We start from the raw sequence: 15,160 nt of genomic DNA, 5'->3' as shown, positions 1-15,160 counted from the left end.
GCCGCCGCTGGCGCTCGCGCCCGCGGTGCCGCCGGTCCCCGCGTTGCCGCCGGTCCCCGCGTTGCCGCCGGATGCGCCTTCGCCGCGCGCGCTCCGCAGAGGCGCCTGGAGCCGCCGCACGCCGCGCCTCGCGCTAGGCCTGGCCGCGGCTTTGCAGCAAATAGCCGAAGCCGCGTACCGTCACGATCTCGACGTCGCTGTCCTCGAGCTTCTTGCGCACGCGGTGAACGTAGACCTCGATCGCGGTATCGCCGACGGTGTCCCCGCCATCGCCGGCCGGATGGGCGAAGGTCGCCAGGTGGTCCTGCAGCTGCGCCTTGCTGACCACGCGCCCCTGCCGCTGCAGCAACAGTTCGAGCACCGCGAACTCGCGCGGCGACAACTCCAGCGGCTTGCCGTCGACGAACATGCGCCGGTCGCTGCCCGACAGCCGCAGCCGGCCCAGCCGCACGTCGCGGTCGGGCGCCGCCTCGCCATGCTGGCTGCGGCGCAGCAGCACGCGCACGCGTGCCTCCAGTTCGGGAAAGGCGAAGGGTTTGACCAGATAGTCGTCGGCGCCGGCGTTCAGGCCGGACAGCTTGTCCTCGAGCTCGTCGCGCGCGGTCAGGATCAGCACCGGCGTGGTGCGGTTGCGCGCGCGGTAGCGCGACAGCAGCGTCATGCCGTCGATGCCGGGCAGGCCCAGGTCGAGGATCACCAGGTCGTGCTGCTCCTTGAGCAGATGCTCGGTGGCATAGACCCCGTCATGGACGACGCGCACCTGGTGGCCCGCCTGGAACAGGCCGGCTTCGACGCCGCTGGCGATCTGGCGGTCGTCTTCGATCAACAGGATGCGCATGGGCGAAAGGTTCGGCTACGGGTTCGGCAGGGTGCTGCGGGGCGCCGGAGGGAACGCGGCTGGCGTCGCGCTTCGGGTGCCGGGGCCCCGCCTGGCCGCCGATTGTACCGCGCGTGGCGCGGGCCTTCCTTTCGATTGGCTTGCGGACCGGGGCCACGGCGGGTCCCGGGGACAACAGGATCGGCCTTGCGGTACGCCGGCGCGGTTCAGCGCCTGACGAGAGTCGCGGCGGCCTGCTCGATGAAGCGGGCCAGGTCGATATCGCGCTGGGTCAGGCCGTTGGCGTCATGGGTCGACAGCGTGATGTCGACGCGGTTGTAGACGTTGAACCATTCGGGATGGTGGTCGGCTTTCTCGGCCTGCATCGCCACGCGCGTCATGAAGGCGAAGGCGGCGTTGAAGTCGGCAAAGGTGAAGCGCTTGTGGATCGCGTCGCGGTCGGCGACCGCACTCCAGCCGGGCAGCGACGCCAGCAGCGGCGCGCGTTCCTGTTCGGACAACGGAGAAAGAGCGGGTGAGGTCATGATGGCAAGGCCCGTAAAGTAGGGAATCGGAACAAGGCAGAGCCGGCCCGCCCGACCATCGCGGTCGGACATGCCGGCATTGTTTCATAAAGCGGGAAACGCGGCGGCGTCAGATATCGTCGCTGTCGCCCCAGCCCTCGCGATTGCCCGCCTGCAGCACCAGGTCGCCGTCGGCGATGTCGCCGGCGCCCAGCGTCCGCTGCTGGCGCAGCTCGGCGTACAGAGGCGTGAAGTCCGGGCGGGTCGCCTCGAACAGCTGTTCGAAGCTGTCGATGACGAAGTAGGTCTTCTGGAAGGTGTCGATGCGGTAGCGGGTCCGCATGATGCGGCGCACGTCGAAGCCGATCCGGTTCGGGCTGGCCGAGTCCAGGCTGTAGATCGACTCGCCCTGGCTCGAGACGATGCCGGCGCCATAGATGCGCAGGCCCTCGGACGTGCGGATCAGGCCGAACTCGACGGTGTACCAGTACAGCCGCGCCAGCATGTCCAGCGCGCCCATGCCGGCCGCCTTCAGGCCGCCCTGGCCGTAGGCCTGCATGTAGTCGGCGAAGACGGGGTTGATCAGCAGCGGCACATGGCCGAACACGTCGTGGAAGCAGTCCGGCTCCTGCAGGTAGTCCAGCTGCTCCGGCTTGCGCATCCACCAGCTGGCCGGGAAGCGCCGGTTGGCCAGATGCTCGAAGAAGACCTCGTCGGGCACCAGGCCCGGCACCGCCACCACCTGCCAGCCGGTGGCGGCCATCAGCTTGTCGTTCAGGCGGGCGAAGTCGGGCACGCGGTCGGCGTCCATGCCCAGCGTGTCCAGGCCGCGCAGGAACTCGTCGCAGACCCGGCCGCGCAGCATCGACGCCTGGCGCGCATACAGCTGGCGCCAGACGGCGTGGTCGGCGTCGGTGTAGCGGTGCAGCGGCTGGGCGATCGTGAAGTCCGGATTCAGGTCCGGGTCGGACAGCAGCCCGGCTTCGAACTGTTCCTTCAGCTTGTCGGTCAGCGTGCCGGTGAAGGTGGCGCTGGCCGCGGCTTGCTGCTCTGGGGTCTGGTCGAGGATCGCTTCCATCTGCTTGTCTCCGGCGATTCGGTGCGGGTCGGGCCCGGTGTCGTTTGCGGTATTGCCGCACGCGGTTGGTGGTGCATGCGGGATTTCTGCAAAGTCTACCGAGATGACGCTGCAAATAGCCCGCAAAAACGGCTTGGATTGCCGTTCCGATGCGGGTAATCTGCATCAAACGCAAAACCGATGCAGGATCTTTGTATGCTGAGTCTCGACAACTTCGATCTGGCGCTGCTGGCCGCGCTGCAGGCCGACGGCCGCAGCACCCACCAGCAACTGGCCGAGCAGGTCCATCTGTCGCCCAGCCAGGTCGGCCGGCGCATTGCGCGGCTGGAGGCCGAGGGCGTGATCTCCGGCTACCGTGTCGTGCTGTCGCCGCCGGCGCTGGGGCTGGGCGTGCTGGTCTTCACCAGCGTCAAGCTGGCCCACCACGGCGACACCGCGATCGAGCGCTTCAAGGAAGAGATCCTGCTGCTCGAGGAAGTGCAGGAGTGCTACTCGGTCGCCGGCGAGGCGGACTACCTGCTGCGCATCGTCGTCACCGACCTGCCGGCGCTCGCCGATTTCACCATGCGCAAGCTGATGCGGGTGCCGGGCGTCGAGAGCGTGCGTTCCAATATCGTGCTGACCGCGCTCAAGCGCGAAGGCGCGCTGCCGCTGTCCCATCTGCGCTAGGCCCCGTGCGTGCGGCTCGTGCGCCAACCCGTCGGTTGGCTTGCGCGCGGACGCCTCGCATGTCACTCTCGCCAGGTGCCCGCTGATGCACCGCAGCGGGGCCGACCATGCGGAGAGGGACGAGATGCGAGACCGGGCCACGGGCTTTGGCGGGGAAGGCGAACAGGACGTCGTGGGCCAAACGGGGACGGACGACCCGCCGAACAGGGCGAGGACCGATGCCCGCGGACCGGCCCGCCGGCGCCTGTTTGCGCATGTCGTGGCGGCCTGTTCGCTGGCGCTGGGCGCCCACGCCGCGCTGGCGACGCAACTTACCCGCGTTTCGCCGGAAGGCCAGGTCTCCAAGGTCCGCCAGGTCACGCTGCGCTTCGACCAGTCGATGGTGCCGCTGGGCGACCTGCGCGCGACCGCACCGGCCGCCGTCCAGTGTACCGGCGCCGCGCCGGCGGATCTGGGCGGCGAAGGCCGCTGGGTCGACGACCGCAACTGGGTGTTCGACTTCGTCCACGACCTGCCGCCTGGCGTCTCGTGCACGATCCGGCTGCGCGCAGGCCTGAAGAGCCAGGCCGGCCAGGATTATCGCGGCAAGTCCGATTACCGTTTCGAGACCGGCGGTCCGATCGTGGTGTCCAGCCGCCCCTCCGGCGGCGAGATCGAGGAGGACCAGGTCTTCGCGCTGCGCTTCAACGGTCCGGCCACGCCGGACTCGGTGCGCCAGCATGCCTTCTGCCAGGCGCAGGGCGTCGGCGAGATGATTCCGGTGCGGCTGGTGACCGGCGCGGACCGCGACGCGGTGCTCAAGGCGCTGGGCTGGAAGCCGCGCGGCGCGGACAGCGTGCATCTGCTGGCCTGCCAGCAGCGGCTGCCGGCCGGCGCCAGGATGGAACTGCTGCTGGCGCCGGGCATTGCAACGCCGTCGGGCCTGGCCAGCAAGGAAGGGCGCCGCTTCGAATATCGCGTGCGCGAACCGTTTACCGCCAGCTTCAGCTGCGAGCGGGAAAACGCGCAGGCGCCCTGCACGCCGCTGCGGCCGATCTCGCTGGAGTTCTCCGCGCCGATCGCCCGCCGTGCTGCCGAAGCCGTGGTGCTGCGCACGCCGTCGGGGCAAGTGGCGCCGAAACTGGAGGCGAACCTGGCGGCCGATGCCACGGTCACCTCGCTGCGCTTCGAGCCCCCGTTCGCCGAGAACGCGAACATGACGCTCGAGCTGCCGTCGGGACTCAAGGACGAAAGCGGCCGCCCTTTGAGCAATGCCGATCTGTTTCCGCTGCGGGTGACGACTGCGCCGATGCCGCCGCTGGCCAAGTTCGCCGCGGCGCCGTTCGGCGTGATCGAGCGCTTCGGCGAGGTGCCGAGGAGCCGGACCGACAAGCCGGCCGACGGGTTGGCTGATTACCCGCCGCTGCTGCCGGTCACGCTGCGCCATGTCGAGCGTGAACTTAAAGTGCTCGGCGTGCGCGCCGAAGCCGGAACGGTCAGCCGGGTGCGGGTCGACGACGATGCCGCGGTGTTGCGCTGGCTGGCACTGGTGCGGCGCATGCACGAGACCAGCTGGACCCGCGCCGAGCTCGACGCGATGCTGGCCGGCAAGCCGCCGTCGGCGGCCCGCATTCCGCGCAACGCGCCCCAGATCGAGACGCGCGCCGTGTCGCTGCTGGCCGGGGTGCCGGGCGTGCGCAAGCTGGCCGTGCCGGCCTCGGTGGGCGAGGGCGCCAGCCGGCCGTTCGAGGTGGTCGGCATTCCGCTGCCGGAGGCGGGCTTTCATGTGGTCGAGATCGCCTCGCCGAGCCTGGGCGCGGCGCTGCTGGGCAAGCCGGCGCCGATGTATGTGCGGACCGCGGCGCTGGTGACCAATCTGGGCGTGCACTTCAAGGTCGGGCGCGACAACGCGATGGCCTGGGTCACCACGCTGGACGGCGGCAAGCCGGTGCGCGAGGCCAATGTCGCGGTGCGCGATTGCAGCGGCAAGCTGATCGCCACCGCGCGCACCGACGATGCCGGCGTGGCGCGCTTCGGCCGGCTCGGCGACGATGGCACCGACGGCGCCAGCCGCGCCAGCCGCTATTGCGAGGACACCGGGCTGTCGGGCTACTTCGTGTCGGCGCGCATCGTCGCCGCGCACCCGCAGGCACGCGGCCAGGCCGACATGGCCTTCGTGATGTCGGACTGGAACCGCGGCATCGAGAGCTGGCGCTTCCATGTGCCGACCGATACCAGCCCCACGCCGACCGTCCGCGCGCATACCGTGTTCGACCGCACGCTGCTGTCCGCGGGCGAGACCGTCTCGATGAAGCACTACCTGCGCGTCGAGACCTCGAACGGCTTCGCGCTGCCGCCGGGCGGCGCCGGTGGATCGGCGCAAATGCCGGAGAAGCTGGTGATCCGCCACGAGGGCAGCGGCCAGACCTACGAACAGCCGCTGCAATGGCGCATTACCGCCACCGGCGGGCGCAGCGCCGAGAGCCGCTTCACGTTGCCGCCGGCGGCCAGGCTGGGCCGCTATACGGTCGAGCTGGCCGACGCGCGCCAGCGCAGCTACGACAGCGGCGCCTTCCGCGTCGAGGCCTTCCGCCTGCCGGTGCTGGCCGGCACGATTCGCGCCGCGACCGCCGGCGGCGCCCAGGCGGTGGTCGCGCCGAAATCGCTGCCGCTGGACGTCGAGGTGCACTACGTGTCGGGCGGCGCCGCGGCGGGTTTGCCGGTACGGATATCCGCGCTGCTGCGCGAGCGCCTGCCGCGCTTTGCCGATGCCGCCGGCTACAGCTTCGATGCGCCGCGCGCGCCGGACGAGCAGCGCGACGAATCGGACGAGGTCGAGGACCAGGACCCCGGCCAGCCGGCGGCGCAGGACGGCCAGACGCTGATCGCCGACAAGCGCGCGCTGACGCTGGACGCCAACGGCGGCGGCCGCCTGACGCTCGACACGCTGCCGCCGGTCACCGCGCCGCGCGATCTGCTGGTCGAGGCCGCCTTCGCCGATCCCAACGGCGAGATCCAGACGCTGCGGCAGACGCTGCCGCTGTGGCCCGCCGCGGTGGTGGCCGGCATTCGCGCCGACGACTGGGTGGCGGTCAAGCGCCAGGCCACGGTGCAAGGCATCGCGCTCGATATCGACGGCAAGCCGCGCGCCGGCGTGCCGATGGAGGTGCACGCGCGCGCGCGCATCACGACGTCGGCGCGCAAGCGCGTGGTCGGCGGCTTCTATCGCTACGACAACCGCACCGAGGTGCGCGAGCTCGGCAAGGTCTGCGAGGCGAAGACGGACGCGCGCGGCCGCATGCAGTGCGCGGTGTCGCTGGAACAGACCGGCGAGGTCGAACTGATCGCCCGTGCCCGCGACGATGCGGGCCGGGTCTCGGAAGCGGCGACCAGCGTCTGGGTCACCGGCCAGGGCGAGCTGTGGTTCGGCGGCGAGAACCACGACCGCATCGACCTGCTGCCCGAGCGGCCGTCGTATGCGCCCGGCGATACCGCGCGCTTCCAGGTGCGGATGCCGTTCCGCCAGGCCACCGCGCTGGTCGCCGTCGAACGCGAGGGCATCCTCGAGACCAGCGTGGTGACGCTGGCCGGCAAGGACCCGACCGTCAGCGTCAAGGTCAGGCCCGAGTGGGGGCCGAACGTCTACGTGTCGGTGCTGGCGCTGCGCGGACGCCTGCACGAGGTGCCCTGGTATTCCTTCTTCACCTGGGGCTGGCGCGAGCCGCGCGAATGGTGGCGCGCCTTCCGCAGCGAGGGCCGCGAATACGTCGCGCCGACGCCGCTGGTCGATCTGTCCAGGCCGGCATTCCGGCTCGGTCTTGCCGAGATCCGCGTCGGCAACGAGGCACACCGGCTCGACGTCAAGGTCGTCACCGACCGCGCCAGCTATCCGGTGCGGGGCCAGGCCAGGGTGACGGTGCAGGTCGCGCTGCCGGACGGCAAGCCGGCCGCCAACGGCGAAGTCGCGCTGGCCGCGGTCGACGAGGCGCTGCTCGAACTGATGCCCAATACCAGCTGGAACCTGCTCGAAGCGATGCTGCAGCGGCGCAGCTACGGGGTCGAGACCGCGACCGCGCAGATGGAGATCGTCGGGCGGCGCCACTATGGCCGCAAGGCGGTGCCGGCCGGCGGCGGCGGCGGCAAGAATCCGACTCGCGAACTGTTCGACACGCTGCTGCTGTGGAATCCGCGCGTGCAACTGGACGCGGCCGGCAAGGCCACGCTGACGGTGCCGCTGAACGATTCGCTGACGCGCTTCCGCATCGTCGCGATCGCCGATCTGGGCGTCGCCCGCTTCGGCACCGGCAGCGCCACCGTGGCGGCGACACAGGACCTGCAGCTGATCTCGGGTTTGCCGCCACTGGTGCGCGAGGGCGACCGCTATCGCGCGATGTTTACGCTGCGCAATACCACCGCGCGCGCGATGACGGTGGAGGTCGGCGCGCGCAGCGTGCCGGCTGGTGCCGCCGGTGGTGGCGCCTCCGGCGCCGTGGCCGGCGATCCGGCAGCCGGCGCGGGGACGGCAACGCTGCCCACGCAGACCGTGGCGGTACCGGCCGGGCAGGCGCGCGAAATCGGCTGGGACGTGGTCGCGCCGCTGCTGGCGCAGGCGAGCGGCGAGCCCACGGTCACCGAGAGCGAGCTGCAGTGGGAAATCACGGCCACCGAACAACGCAAGGGCGACGGCAAGAGCGAGGACAGCGCACCCGCGTCGGACCGCATCCGCATCGGCCAGCGCTTGGCCGCGGCGGTACCGCTGACCGTGCAGCAGGGCACGCTGGCGCAGCTGGCGCCGGGCCTGTCGGTGCCGGTCCGCGCGCCCGCGGCCGCGCTGCGCGATCCCTCCGGGGCACCGCGCGGCGGCCTGCAGATCGGCCTGCAGTCGTCGCTGGCCGGCGGCCTGCCCGGCGTGCGCGACTGGTTCGCCCGCTATCCGTATACCTGCCTGGAGCAGCGCGCGTCGAAGGCGGTCGGCCTGGGCGACGCCGCGCTGTGGCAGTCGCTGATGGGGCAGCTGCCCGCCTATCAGGACGACGACGGGCTGGTGGCGTACTTCCCGATGCAGGGCGAGGCGGTGCGCGACGGCGGCAGCGAGGTGCTGACCGCCTATCTGCTGGCGCTGGCCGACGAGGCGCATCGCGCGGGGCTGCCGCTGCAATTGCCGGCGCAGGCGCGCGAGCGGATGGAGCAGGCGCTGGCCGCCTTCGTCGAGGGCCGGCTGCAGCGCCGTGCCTGGGCGCCATCCTCCGACCTGGAGATCCGCAAGCTGGCCGCGCTGGAGGCGCTGTCGCGCGGCGGCAAGGCGCAGGCCCGCATGCTCGGTTCGATCCAGATCGCGCCGCAGCAGTGGCCGACCTCGGCGCTGCTCGACTGGACCGCGCTGCTGCAGCGACTGCCCGATGTGCCGCAGCGCGAGGCGCGGCTGGCCGAGGCGCAGCGGTTGCTGCGCGCGCGGCTGGACCTGCAGGGCACGCGGCTGGCCTTCTCGACCGAGCGCGACGACCACTGGTGGTGGCTGATGGCCGGCGGCGACATCAACGCCGCGCGGCTGCTGACGCTGGCGCTGGAACTGCCCGAGTGGCGCGAGGATGCGCCGCGGCTGGCCAGCGGCCTGCTGGGCCGCCAGAACGGCGGCGCATGGAACACCACCAATGCCAATGCCTGGGGCGTGCTGGCGGTGCGCCGCTTCGCGCGGATGTTCGAGCGCGAGCCGGTCGGCGGCACGACGCGCGTGACGCTGGGCGAGGCTTCGCGCAGCTTCGACTGGCGCTCGGCCGCAACCGGCAAGGACGGTGTGGCGGCGGGCGCGCTGATGCTGCCGTGGCCCGCGCAGCCCCCGCAGCCCCCGCAGCCCCCGCAGTCGCCGCAGCCGACCCCGTCCGCCGCGCCCGCCACGCTGCAGCTGCAGCACGAGGGCGCCGGCCGGCCGTGGGCGACGGTGCGCGCGCTGGCGGCGGTGCCGCTGGCCGAGCCGATCGCCGCCGGCTACCGCATCCGCCGCAGCGTCAGCGCGGTCGAGCAGGCCACGCCGGGGCGCTGGTCGCGCGGCGACGTCTATCGCGTCAAGCTGGAGATCGACGCGCAGGCCGACATGACGTGGGTGGTGGTCAGCGATCCGGTGCCGGCGGGCGCGACGATCCTGGGCAGCGGCCTGGGCCGCGACTCGCAGATCGCCACGCGCGGCGAGCGCCGCACCGGCGCCTGGCCGGCCTTCAGCGAGCGCACGCCGCAGGCGTACCGCGAGTACTACGCCCACCTGCCCAAGGGCACGGCCACCATCGAGTACACCGTGCGGCTGAACAACGCGGGCGAGTTCGCACTGCCGCCGACCCGGGTCGAGGCGATGTACGCGCCCGAGGTGTTCGGCGCCGCGCCCAATGCGGGCCTGAGCGTGGGGCCGCGTTCGTGAGCGATGTCCTCGAACGGCGCGGCTGGACGATGCCGCCGCGCGTGCGCGAATGGTGGATGGCCGGCACCGTCGCCGGCACCATCTACGGCACGCTGCTGGTCAGCGCCGCGCTGGAGCTGCCGCCCGGCACGCCGCTGACGGGCAGCTTCGCCTGGCAGCCGGCATGGAAGACGGCGATGGCGTTGCTGCTGGCGCGTGCGGCGTGGTTCCATCCGGTGCGCCGCGAGCGGCGCTGGCTGGTTGCTGCGCTGCTGTTCTCCGCGGTGGGCGATCTGCTGCTGGCGGTGCCGTGGCTGCCGTTTTCCTTCTCCGGCGGGCTCGGCTTCTTCCTGCTGGCGCATCTGTGCTATCTCGCGTTGCTGCTGCCGCTGGTCGGCGACGACCGGCCGCACCGGCTGCTCGCCAGCGGCGCGGTGATCGGTACGGTCGGCACGCTGCTGGGGCGCTTCTGGCCCAACCTCGGCACGCTCCAGATCGAGGTCTGCGCCTATGTCGTCGCGCTGACGGCGATGGCCTGCGCGGCGCTGCTGGCGCGGCTGCCGACGCCGCTGGCCGCGCTCGGCGCGCTGTGCTTCGTCGTGTCCGATGCGCTGATCGGCATCGCGCGCTTCCTGTCGCCGTTCGATCGCTTCGAACTGGGCATCTGGTGGACCTATGCCGCGGCCCAGGTATTGCTGGTCGCGGGCATCGTCGCGGGGCGGCGGCCATGACGCGGGCAACGCGATGGCCCGGCATCCGGCGCGCGGCGCGGGCGGCGGCGCTGCTTGGCGTGCTGCTGTCCGCGATACCGTCCGCGCCGGCGTTCGCCGACGCGCTGCCCGGCTTCGACCAGGTGCGCGGCAGCTACCGCAGCGCCGACGTGATCGTGCGGGATCGACATGGCGAACCGGTCGCCACGGTGCGGACCGATTTCGGCGCGCGGCGCGGCCAGTGGGTGGCGCTCGACGAGATCTCGCCGGCGGTGCGCACCGCGATCGTGCTGTCGGAGGACCGGCGCTTCTACCGGCACAGCGGCGTGGACTGGCAGGGCGTGGCCGGCGCGGCCTGGGCCAATCTGTGGAACACGCGCACGCGGGGCGCCTCGACGCTGACGATGCAGCTGGCCGCGCTGATCGACGACGAGCTGCGCCGCGGCGCGGGCGGACGCAGCGCGGCGCAGAAGATGAGCCAGGCCTGGCGCGCGGCGCGGCTCGAACAAGGCTGGAGCAAGAGCCAGATCCTCGAGGCCTACCTGAACCTGGTACCGCTGCGCGGCGAGCTGGTCGGCCTGTCGGCGCTGTCGCAGGGGCTGTTCGGCAAGCTGCCGAGCGGGCTCGATGCGCGCGAGGCGGCGCTGGCAGTGGCGCTGGTGCGCGCGCCCAATGCCGCGCCGGCGCGCGTGGCGCAGCGCGCCTGCCAGATCCTGCGCGAGATGGCGCAGCCGGACGGCTGCAACGGGCTGGACGGCTTTACGCAACTGGCACTGGCGCGCGCCGCGATGCCGCCGGCCGGACCGGGCCGCGCGCAGCTGGCGCCCCACCTGGGCCGCCTGCTGGTCGAGCGGACCCTGCACAGTGCAGGCACGACGGCGCGGGCCGCGATCGACTCGACGCTCGATGCCGGCGTGCAGCGGCTGGCGATGGCCAGCCTGCAGCGGCACCTGCGCGAGCTGGCCGGACGCCATGTCGAGGACGGCGCGGTGGTCGTGCTCGACAACGCCAGCGGCGACGTGCTGGCCTATGTGGGCTCGTCGGGCGCGCTGTCTGCGGCGGCGCAGGTCGACCATGCGGCCGCGCTGCGCCAGGCCGGCTCGACGCTGAAGCCTTTCCTCTATGCGCAGGCGCTGGAGGAGCGGCGCCTGACCGCGGCCTCGCTGCTGGACGACCGGCCGGTCAACCTGCCGACCGGCGGCGGCCTCTATATTCCCCGCAACTACGATGGCCGCTACGGCGGCTGGGTCAGCATGCGCGCCGCGCTGGCCGGTTCGCTCAATGTGCCGGCGGTGCGCACGCTGGTGATGGTGACCCCGCACCGCTTCCATCGGCGGCTGGTGGCGCTCGGCCTGCCGCTGACCGAGGCCGGCGACTACTACGGCTACAGCCTGGCGCTGGGCAGCGCCGACGTGTCGCTGCTGACGCTGACCAATGCCTACCGCACGCTGGCCAACCAGGGCCGCCAGGCGCCGGTGCGGATGCGGCTGGCCGAGCCGGCGCCGCGGCCGCTGGCCGTAATGTCGGCCGCGGCGGCGCATGTGATCGGCGACGTGCTGTCCGACCGGCATGCGCGCGCGCGGACCTTCGGCCTCGACAGTCCGCTGACCACCCGCTTCTGGACCGCGGTCAAGACCGGCACCAGCAAGGACATGCGCGACAACTGGTGCATCGGCTGGTCGCAGCACTACACGGTCGGGGTCTGGGTCGGCAATGCCAGCGGCGCGGCGATGCGCGATGTGTCCGGCGTATCGGGCGCGGCGCCGGTCTGGCACGACGTGATGGCCTACCTGCATCGCGAGCGCGCGAGCCGGCCGCCGGCGATGCCTGCGGACGTGGAGCGCATGCCGGTGCGGTTTGAAGGCGTACCCGAGCCTGCGCGCGAAGAGGTGTTCCTGGCGGGCACCGCGGTGCCTGTCGTCGCCGTCGGCAGCCACCACGCGGGCACGGCGGCGGGGCGCGGTGCAGGGCGGACGGCGGCGGCGCGCGGTGCGGACACCGGCCGTGCCGCGGCGATCGCCAGTCCGGCCGATGGCACCGTGTTCGCGCTCGATCCGGATATTCCGCCGCAGGCGCAGCGCGTCTGGCTGCACGCCGAGGATGTCGCGGGCCGGACCGCACGGGCGGTGGCCTGGCGGCTCGACGGCAAGCGCCTGGGCCGTGGCGGCAAGCTGGCCTGGCTGCCCTGGCCGGGGCGGCATCGGCTCGAACTGGTCGATGCCGGCGGCACGGTGCTCGATACGGTCCGCATCGAGGTGCGCGGCGCGACCGTGCGCGAAGGGCGCGACGGTCCTCCGCCAGGGCGGGGCAGGACGGCGGCGAGGCAGGGCGCCGCAGCCGCGGCCGAGCGCGGATAATCGCTGCCTCGCTGCCTCGCTGCCTCGCTGCCTCGCTGCCTCGCTGCCTCGCTGCCTCGCTGCCTCGCTGCCTCGCTGCCGTCGGCCGCTACCCTCAGATTCCCAGCGTTCCCAGGAGCTCGATCCCATGCCTACCGAACCGATTGCCTCGCCGACCGCCTCACAGACCGTCCCGCCGATGCTGCTCGATGCCGCGCAGACGGCGGCGCGGCTGCCGTATCCCGAACTGGCCGTCGCCATTGCCGACATGCTCGGCGAACTGCGCGCCGGCACCGCGATGGCGCCGCCGCGGCTCGCGCTGCCGGTCGGCGACGTGACCGCCGCGGCCCCGGAGGGCGAGGGGACGCTGCTGGTGATGCCGGCCCGCAATGCCGACCTGGTGATGACCAAGAACATCACGGTCCATCCGGGCAATCCGGCGCGCGGGCTGCCCAATATCCTCGGCGAAGTGGTGGTGGCCGACGCGCATACCGGCGTGCGGCTGGCGCTGCTGGACGGACCGACGGTGACGGGGCGACGCACGGCCGCGGTGTCGCTGCTGGCGGCGCAGCGCTTCGCCGCACGGCCCGACGGCGGGCTGCTGATCGTCGGCGCCGGCGTACAGGCCACCACGCACCTCGAGGCCTTCGCCGCCGGGCTGCCGCTGCGGCGGGTCTGGCTGCATTCGCGCACGGCGGACAAGGCCCATGCGCTGGCGGCGCGGGCACGCGAACTTGGCCTGGAGGCCGAGGTGCTCGAATCCGCCGGCGAGGTCGAGGCGGTGCTGGGCCGCGTGTCGATGGTCGTCACCGTGACGTCGAGCCGCACGCCGGTGCTGCCGGACCTGGATGCCGGCTGCTGGCGCGACGACCACTTCATCGCCGCGGTCGGTGCGTTCCGGCCGGACATGTGCGAGTTGCCGCCGGCGCTGTGCCGCGGCGCCGCGCAGGCGGGGCGGCTGCTGGCCGATACGCTGTTCGGCATCGAGGACGAGGCCGGCGACCTGCTGCAGGCCGGCATCGACTGGGCCGCGGTGCAGCCGTTCGAGACGGCGATCCTGGCCGCCGACGCGATCCGCGCGCGCACCGGCAGTCCGCTGGTGTTCAAGAGCGTCGGCTATGCGCTGTGGGATCTGGCGGCCTGCGCGCTGGCCGTGCGAAGCGACCGCGCATGACGGCGCCGACGGTGCCGGCGGTGCGGATGGTGCCGATGGTGCCGATGGTGCCGATGGTGCCGATGGTGCCGATGGTGCCGATGGCGTCGATGGCGTCGATGGTGCCGATGGTGCCGATGGCCCTGGATCACCGCTCGCTGTCACATTACTGAGACACTTCTGCCGCCTCTCTCCCGGCTGTGGTGCCCCTTCGGATACCGCGGATTGCGGTAAACCCTCGATTTAGTGGCGTGCCTCTACAAAATGTCTCTGGAATGAAACGATGACGGCATCGGCGGCGGGATAATGCTGCCCTTGCAGTTGAAAACCACGAAGGAGAGAGGATGTTGAACAACAAGAAAATCCTGGTGGCTGTCGCGGCCATGGTAGTGGGCGGAGCTGCCCAGGCACAGTCGGCCGGCAGCACTGTCGTCAGTGCGGGCTGGTTCCGCGTGATGCCGAACAGCTCGGCCGACCCGCTGACCATCGACAGCGTCGGCGGCCGCCCGGTCGGCATGCAGCGTCCCAATACCGGCGCCGACATCAAGGCGGCCAATACGCTGGGCTTGTCGATCGACCACTTCGTTACGGACCACATCTCGACCGAGTTCGTGGTCGGTATCCCCCCGGAGCACGATGTCGAGGGCGACAAGGGCTACGGCCGGTACGGCAAGCTCGGCACGGTGCGCCAGTGGAGCCCGGCGGTGCTGGTCAAGTACCACTTCCTCGAGCCGGCCTCGCGTTTCCGCCCCTATGTGGGCCTGGGCGTCAACTACACCTGGTTTACCGACGAGACGATCACCAACCAGCAGTTCGTGCGCCAGGAGTTCGGCCCCAACGCCACGATGACCGCGAGCGCCAAGTCGTCGTGGAATCCGGTCTTCAACATCGGCGCGAACTACAAGATCAACGAGCGCTGGCATATCGGCCTGTCGGTGTCCTACCTGCCGCTGGATACCCGCGCGACCTTCGTCACGCGCAATTCCGCGCAGGGCGGCGCCACCGTGGTGTCGCACACCAAGATCAAGATCGATCCGATCGTGACCTTCCTGAACGTCGGCTACCGCTTCTGAGCCGCGCCGACCGGCCGCGTCCGCGTCTCCCCGGAGCGCGGACGCGGTTCCTTCCGGTCAGCCCTTGACCGGATAGCCCGCCGCTTCGATCGCCTCCCGCACCTCCTGCACATCGGCGTCCGCTTCCACGCTGACCGCCTGCGCCGCGATATCGGCCGACACGCGCGCGTCGGGATCGACCTGCTTCACCGCACGCGTGATCGCGCCCACGCAGTGATTGCAGGACATGCCTTCCACTTGAAACTGCATCATCGTTGAACTCCTCGGAATGGGCTGGAAATCCGGCAAGTACCCGGAATGACGCCATTGTGAACCTTCCCATCGTGTCAGGCGCAAGCCCCGCAGCCTCGCTGCGACACCTGGCGCACCGGCCTTGACCTTCCTAGCATGGTAAGGTCCAGCATCCAGTGACAGGCTATGTCAACGAGGATGT

11 protein-coding genes are annotated in these 15,160 nt (G+C 71.6%); 7 read left to right on the top strand and 4 right to left on the bottom strand.

Going from position 1 to position 15,160, the window contains the following annotated elements; translation table 11 throughout:
• Positions 1-133: 133 nt before the first annotated feature.
• The 3 genes from FOB47_RS25060 to phhA form a co-directional block, all read right to left on the bottom strand.
• Positions 134-838: a response regulator transcription factor gene (locus FOB47_RS25060; protein WP_053822859.1), complete on the bottom strand. Its 705-nt coding sequence runs from the start codon at positions 836-838 to the stop codon at positions 134-136.
• A 206-nt stretch (positions 839-1,044) separates the two neighbouring features.
• Complete coding sequence (locus FOB47_RS25055) at positions 1,045-1,362, bottom strand: 4a-hydroxytetrahydrobiopterin dehydratase (RefSeq protein ID WP_174782318.1); 318 nt, start codon at positions 1,360-1,362, stop codon at positions 1,045-1,047.
• Positions 1,363-1,471: 109 nt separating this feature from the next.
• Positions 1,472-2,419, bottom strand: a complete 948-nt coding sequence (phhA, locus tag FOB47_RS25050) for a phenylalanine 4-monooxygenase (protein ID WP_174782317.1) — start codon at positions 2,417-2,419, stop codon at positions 1,472-1,474.
• A 195-nt stretch (positions 2,420-2,614) separates the two neighbouring features.
• Here phhA and FOB47_RS25045 point away from each other — a divergent pair, with 195 nt between their 5' ends.
• From FOB47_RS25045 to FOB47_RS25015, 7 genes are all read left to right on the top strand, one after another.
• Entirely contained in the window at positions 2,615-3,088 is a 474-nt protein-coding gene (locus FOB47_RS25045) for an Lrp/AsnC family transcriptional regulator (RefSeq protein WP_053822856.1), read from the top strand.
• Between the two features lie 124 nt (positions 3,089-3,212).
• Positions 3,213-9,476, top strand: coding sequence for an alpha-2-macroglobulin family protein (locus FOB47_RS25040; protein ID WP_174782316.1), 6,264 nt, complete (start codon positions 3,213-3,215; stop codon positions 9,474-9,476).
• A 29-nt stretch (positions 9,477-9,505) separates the two neighbouring features.
• Entirely contained in the window at positions 9,506-10,186 is a 681-nt protein-coding gene (locus FOB47_RS25035; protein ID WP_174782566.1) for a lysoplasmalogenase, read from the top strand.
• A complete protein-coding gene (pbpC, locus tag FOB47_RS25030) occupies positions 10,183-12,522 on the top strand; it encodes a penicillin-binding protein 1C (protein WP_174782315.1) in 2,340 nt (779 codons plus the stop codon). The genes FOB47_RS25035 and pbpC overlap by 4 nt, the downstream gene beginning before the upstream one ends.
• Before the next feature lie 127 nt (positions 12,523-12,649).
• Positions 12,650-13,675 (top strand): delta(1)-pyrroline-2-carboxylate reductase family protein, encoded by a 1,026-nt coding sequence (locus FOB47_RS25025; protein ID WP_174782314.1) that lies wholly within the window; start codon positions 12,650-12,652, stop codon positions 13,673-13,675.
• Positions 13,672-13,827 carry a hypothetical protein gene (locus FOB47_RS25020; protein WP_174782313.1) on the top strand — a complete coding sequence of 52 codons (156 nt, stop codon included), beginning with the start codon at positions 13,672-13,674 and terminating at the stop codon, positions 13,825-13,827. The genes FOB47_RS25025 and FOB47_RS25020 overlap by 4 nt, the downstream gene beginning before the upstream one ends.
• A gap of 171 nt (positions 13,828-13,998) precedes the next feature.
• A complete protein-coding gene (locus FOB47_RS25015) occupies positions 13,999-14,727 on the top strand; it encodes an OmpW/AlkL family protein (RefSeq protein ID WP_053822855.1) in 729 nt (242 codons plus the stop codon).
• 57 nt (positions 14,728-14,784) lie between these two features.
• Here FOB47_RS25015 and FOB47_RS25010 read toward each other — a convergent pair whose 3' ends face one another.
• Positions 14,785-14,979 carry a heavy-metal-associated domain-containing protein gene (locus tag FOB47_RS25010; protein WP_006577909.1) on the bottom strand — a complete coding sequence of 65 codons (195 nt, stop codon included), beginning with the start codon at positions 14,977-14,979 and terminating at the stop codon, positions 14,785-14,787.
• Between the last annotated feature and the right edge of the window lie 181 nt (positions 14,980-15,160).

It is taken from the genome of Cupriavidus gilardii, assembly GCF_013347325.1.
Classification (GTDB): Bacteria; Pseudomonadota; Gammaproteobacteria; order Burkholderiales; family Burkholderiaceae; genus Cupriavidus; species Cupriavidus gilardii.
The sequence above is the reverse complement of the archived record's forward strand: the minus strand, read 5'-3'. Positions and strand labels throughout refer to the sequence as shown.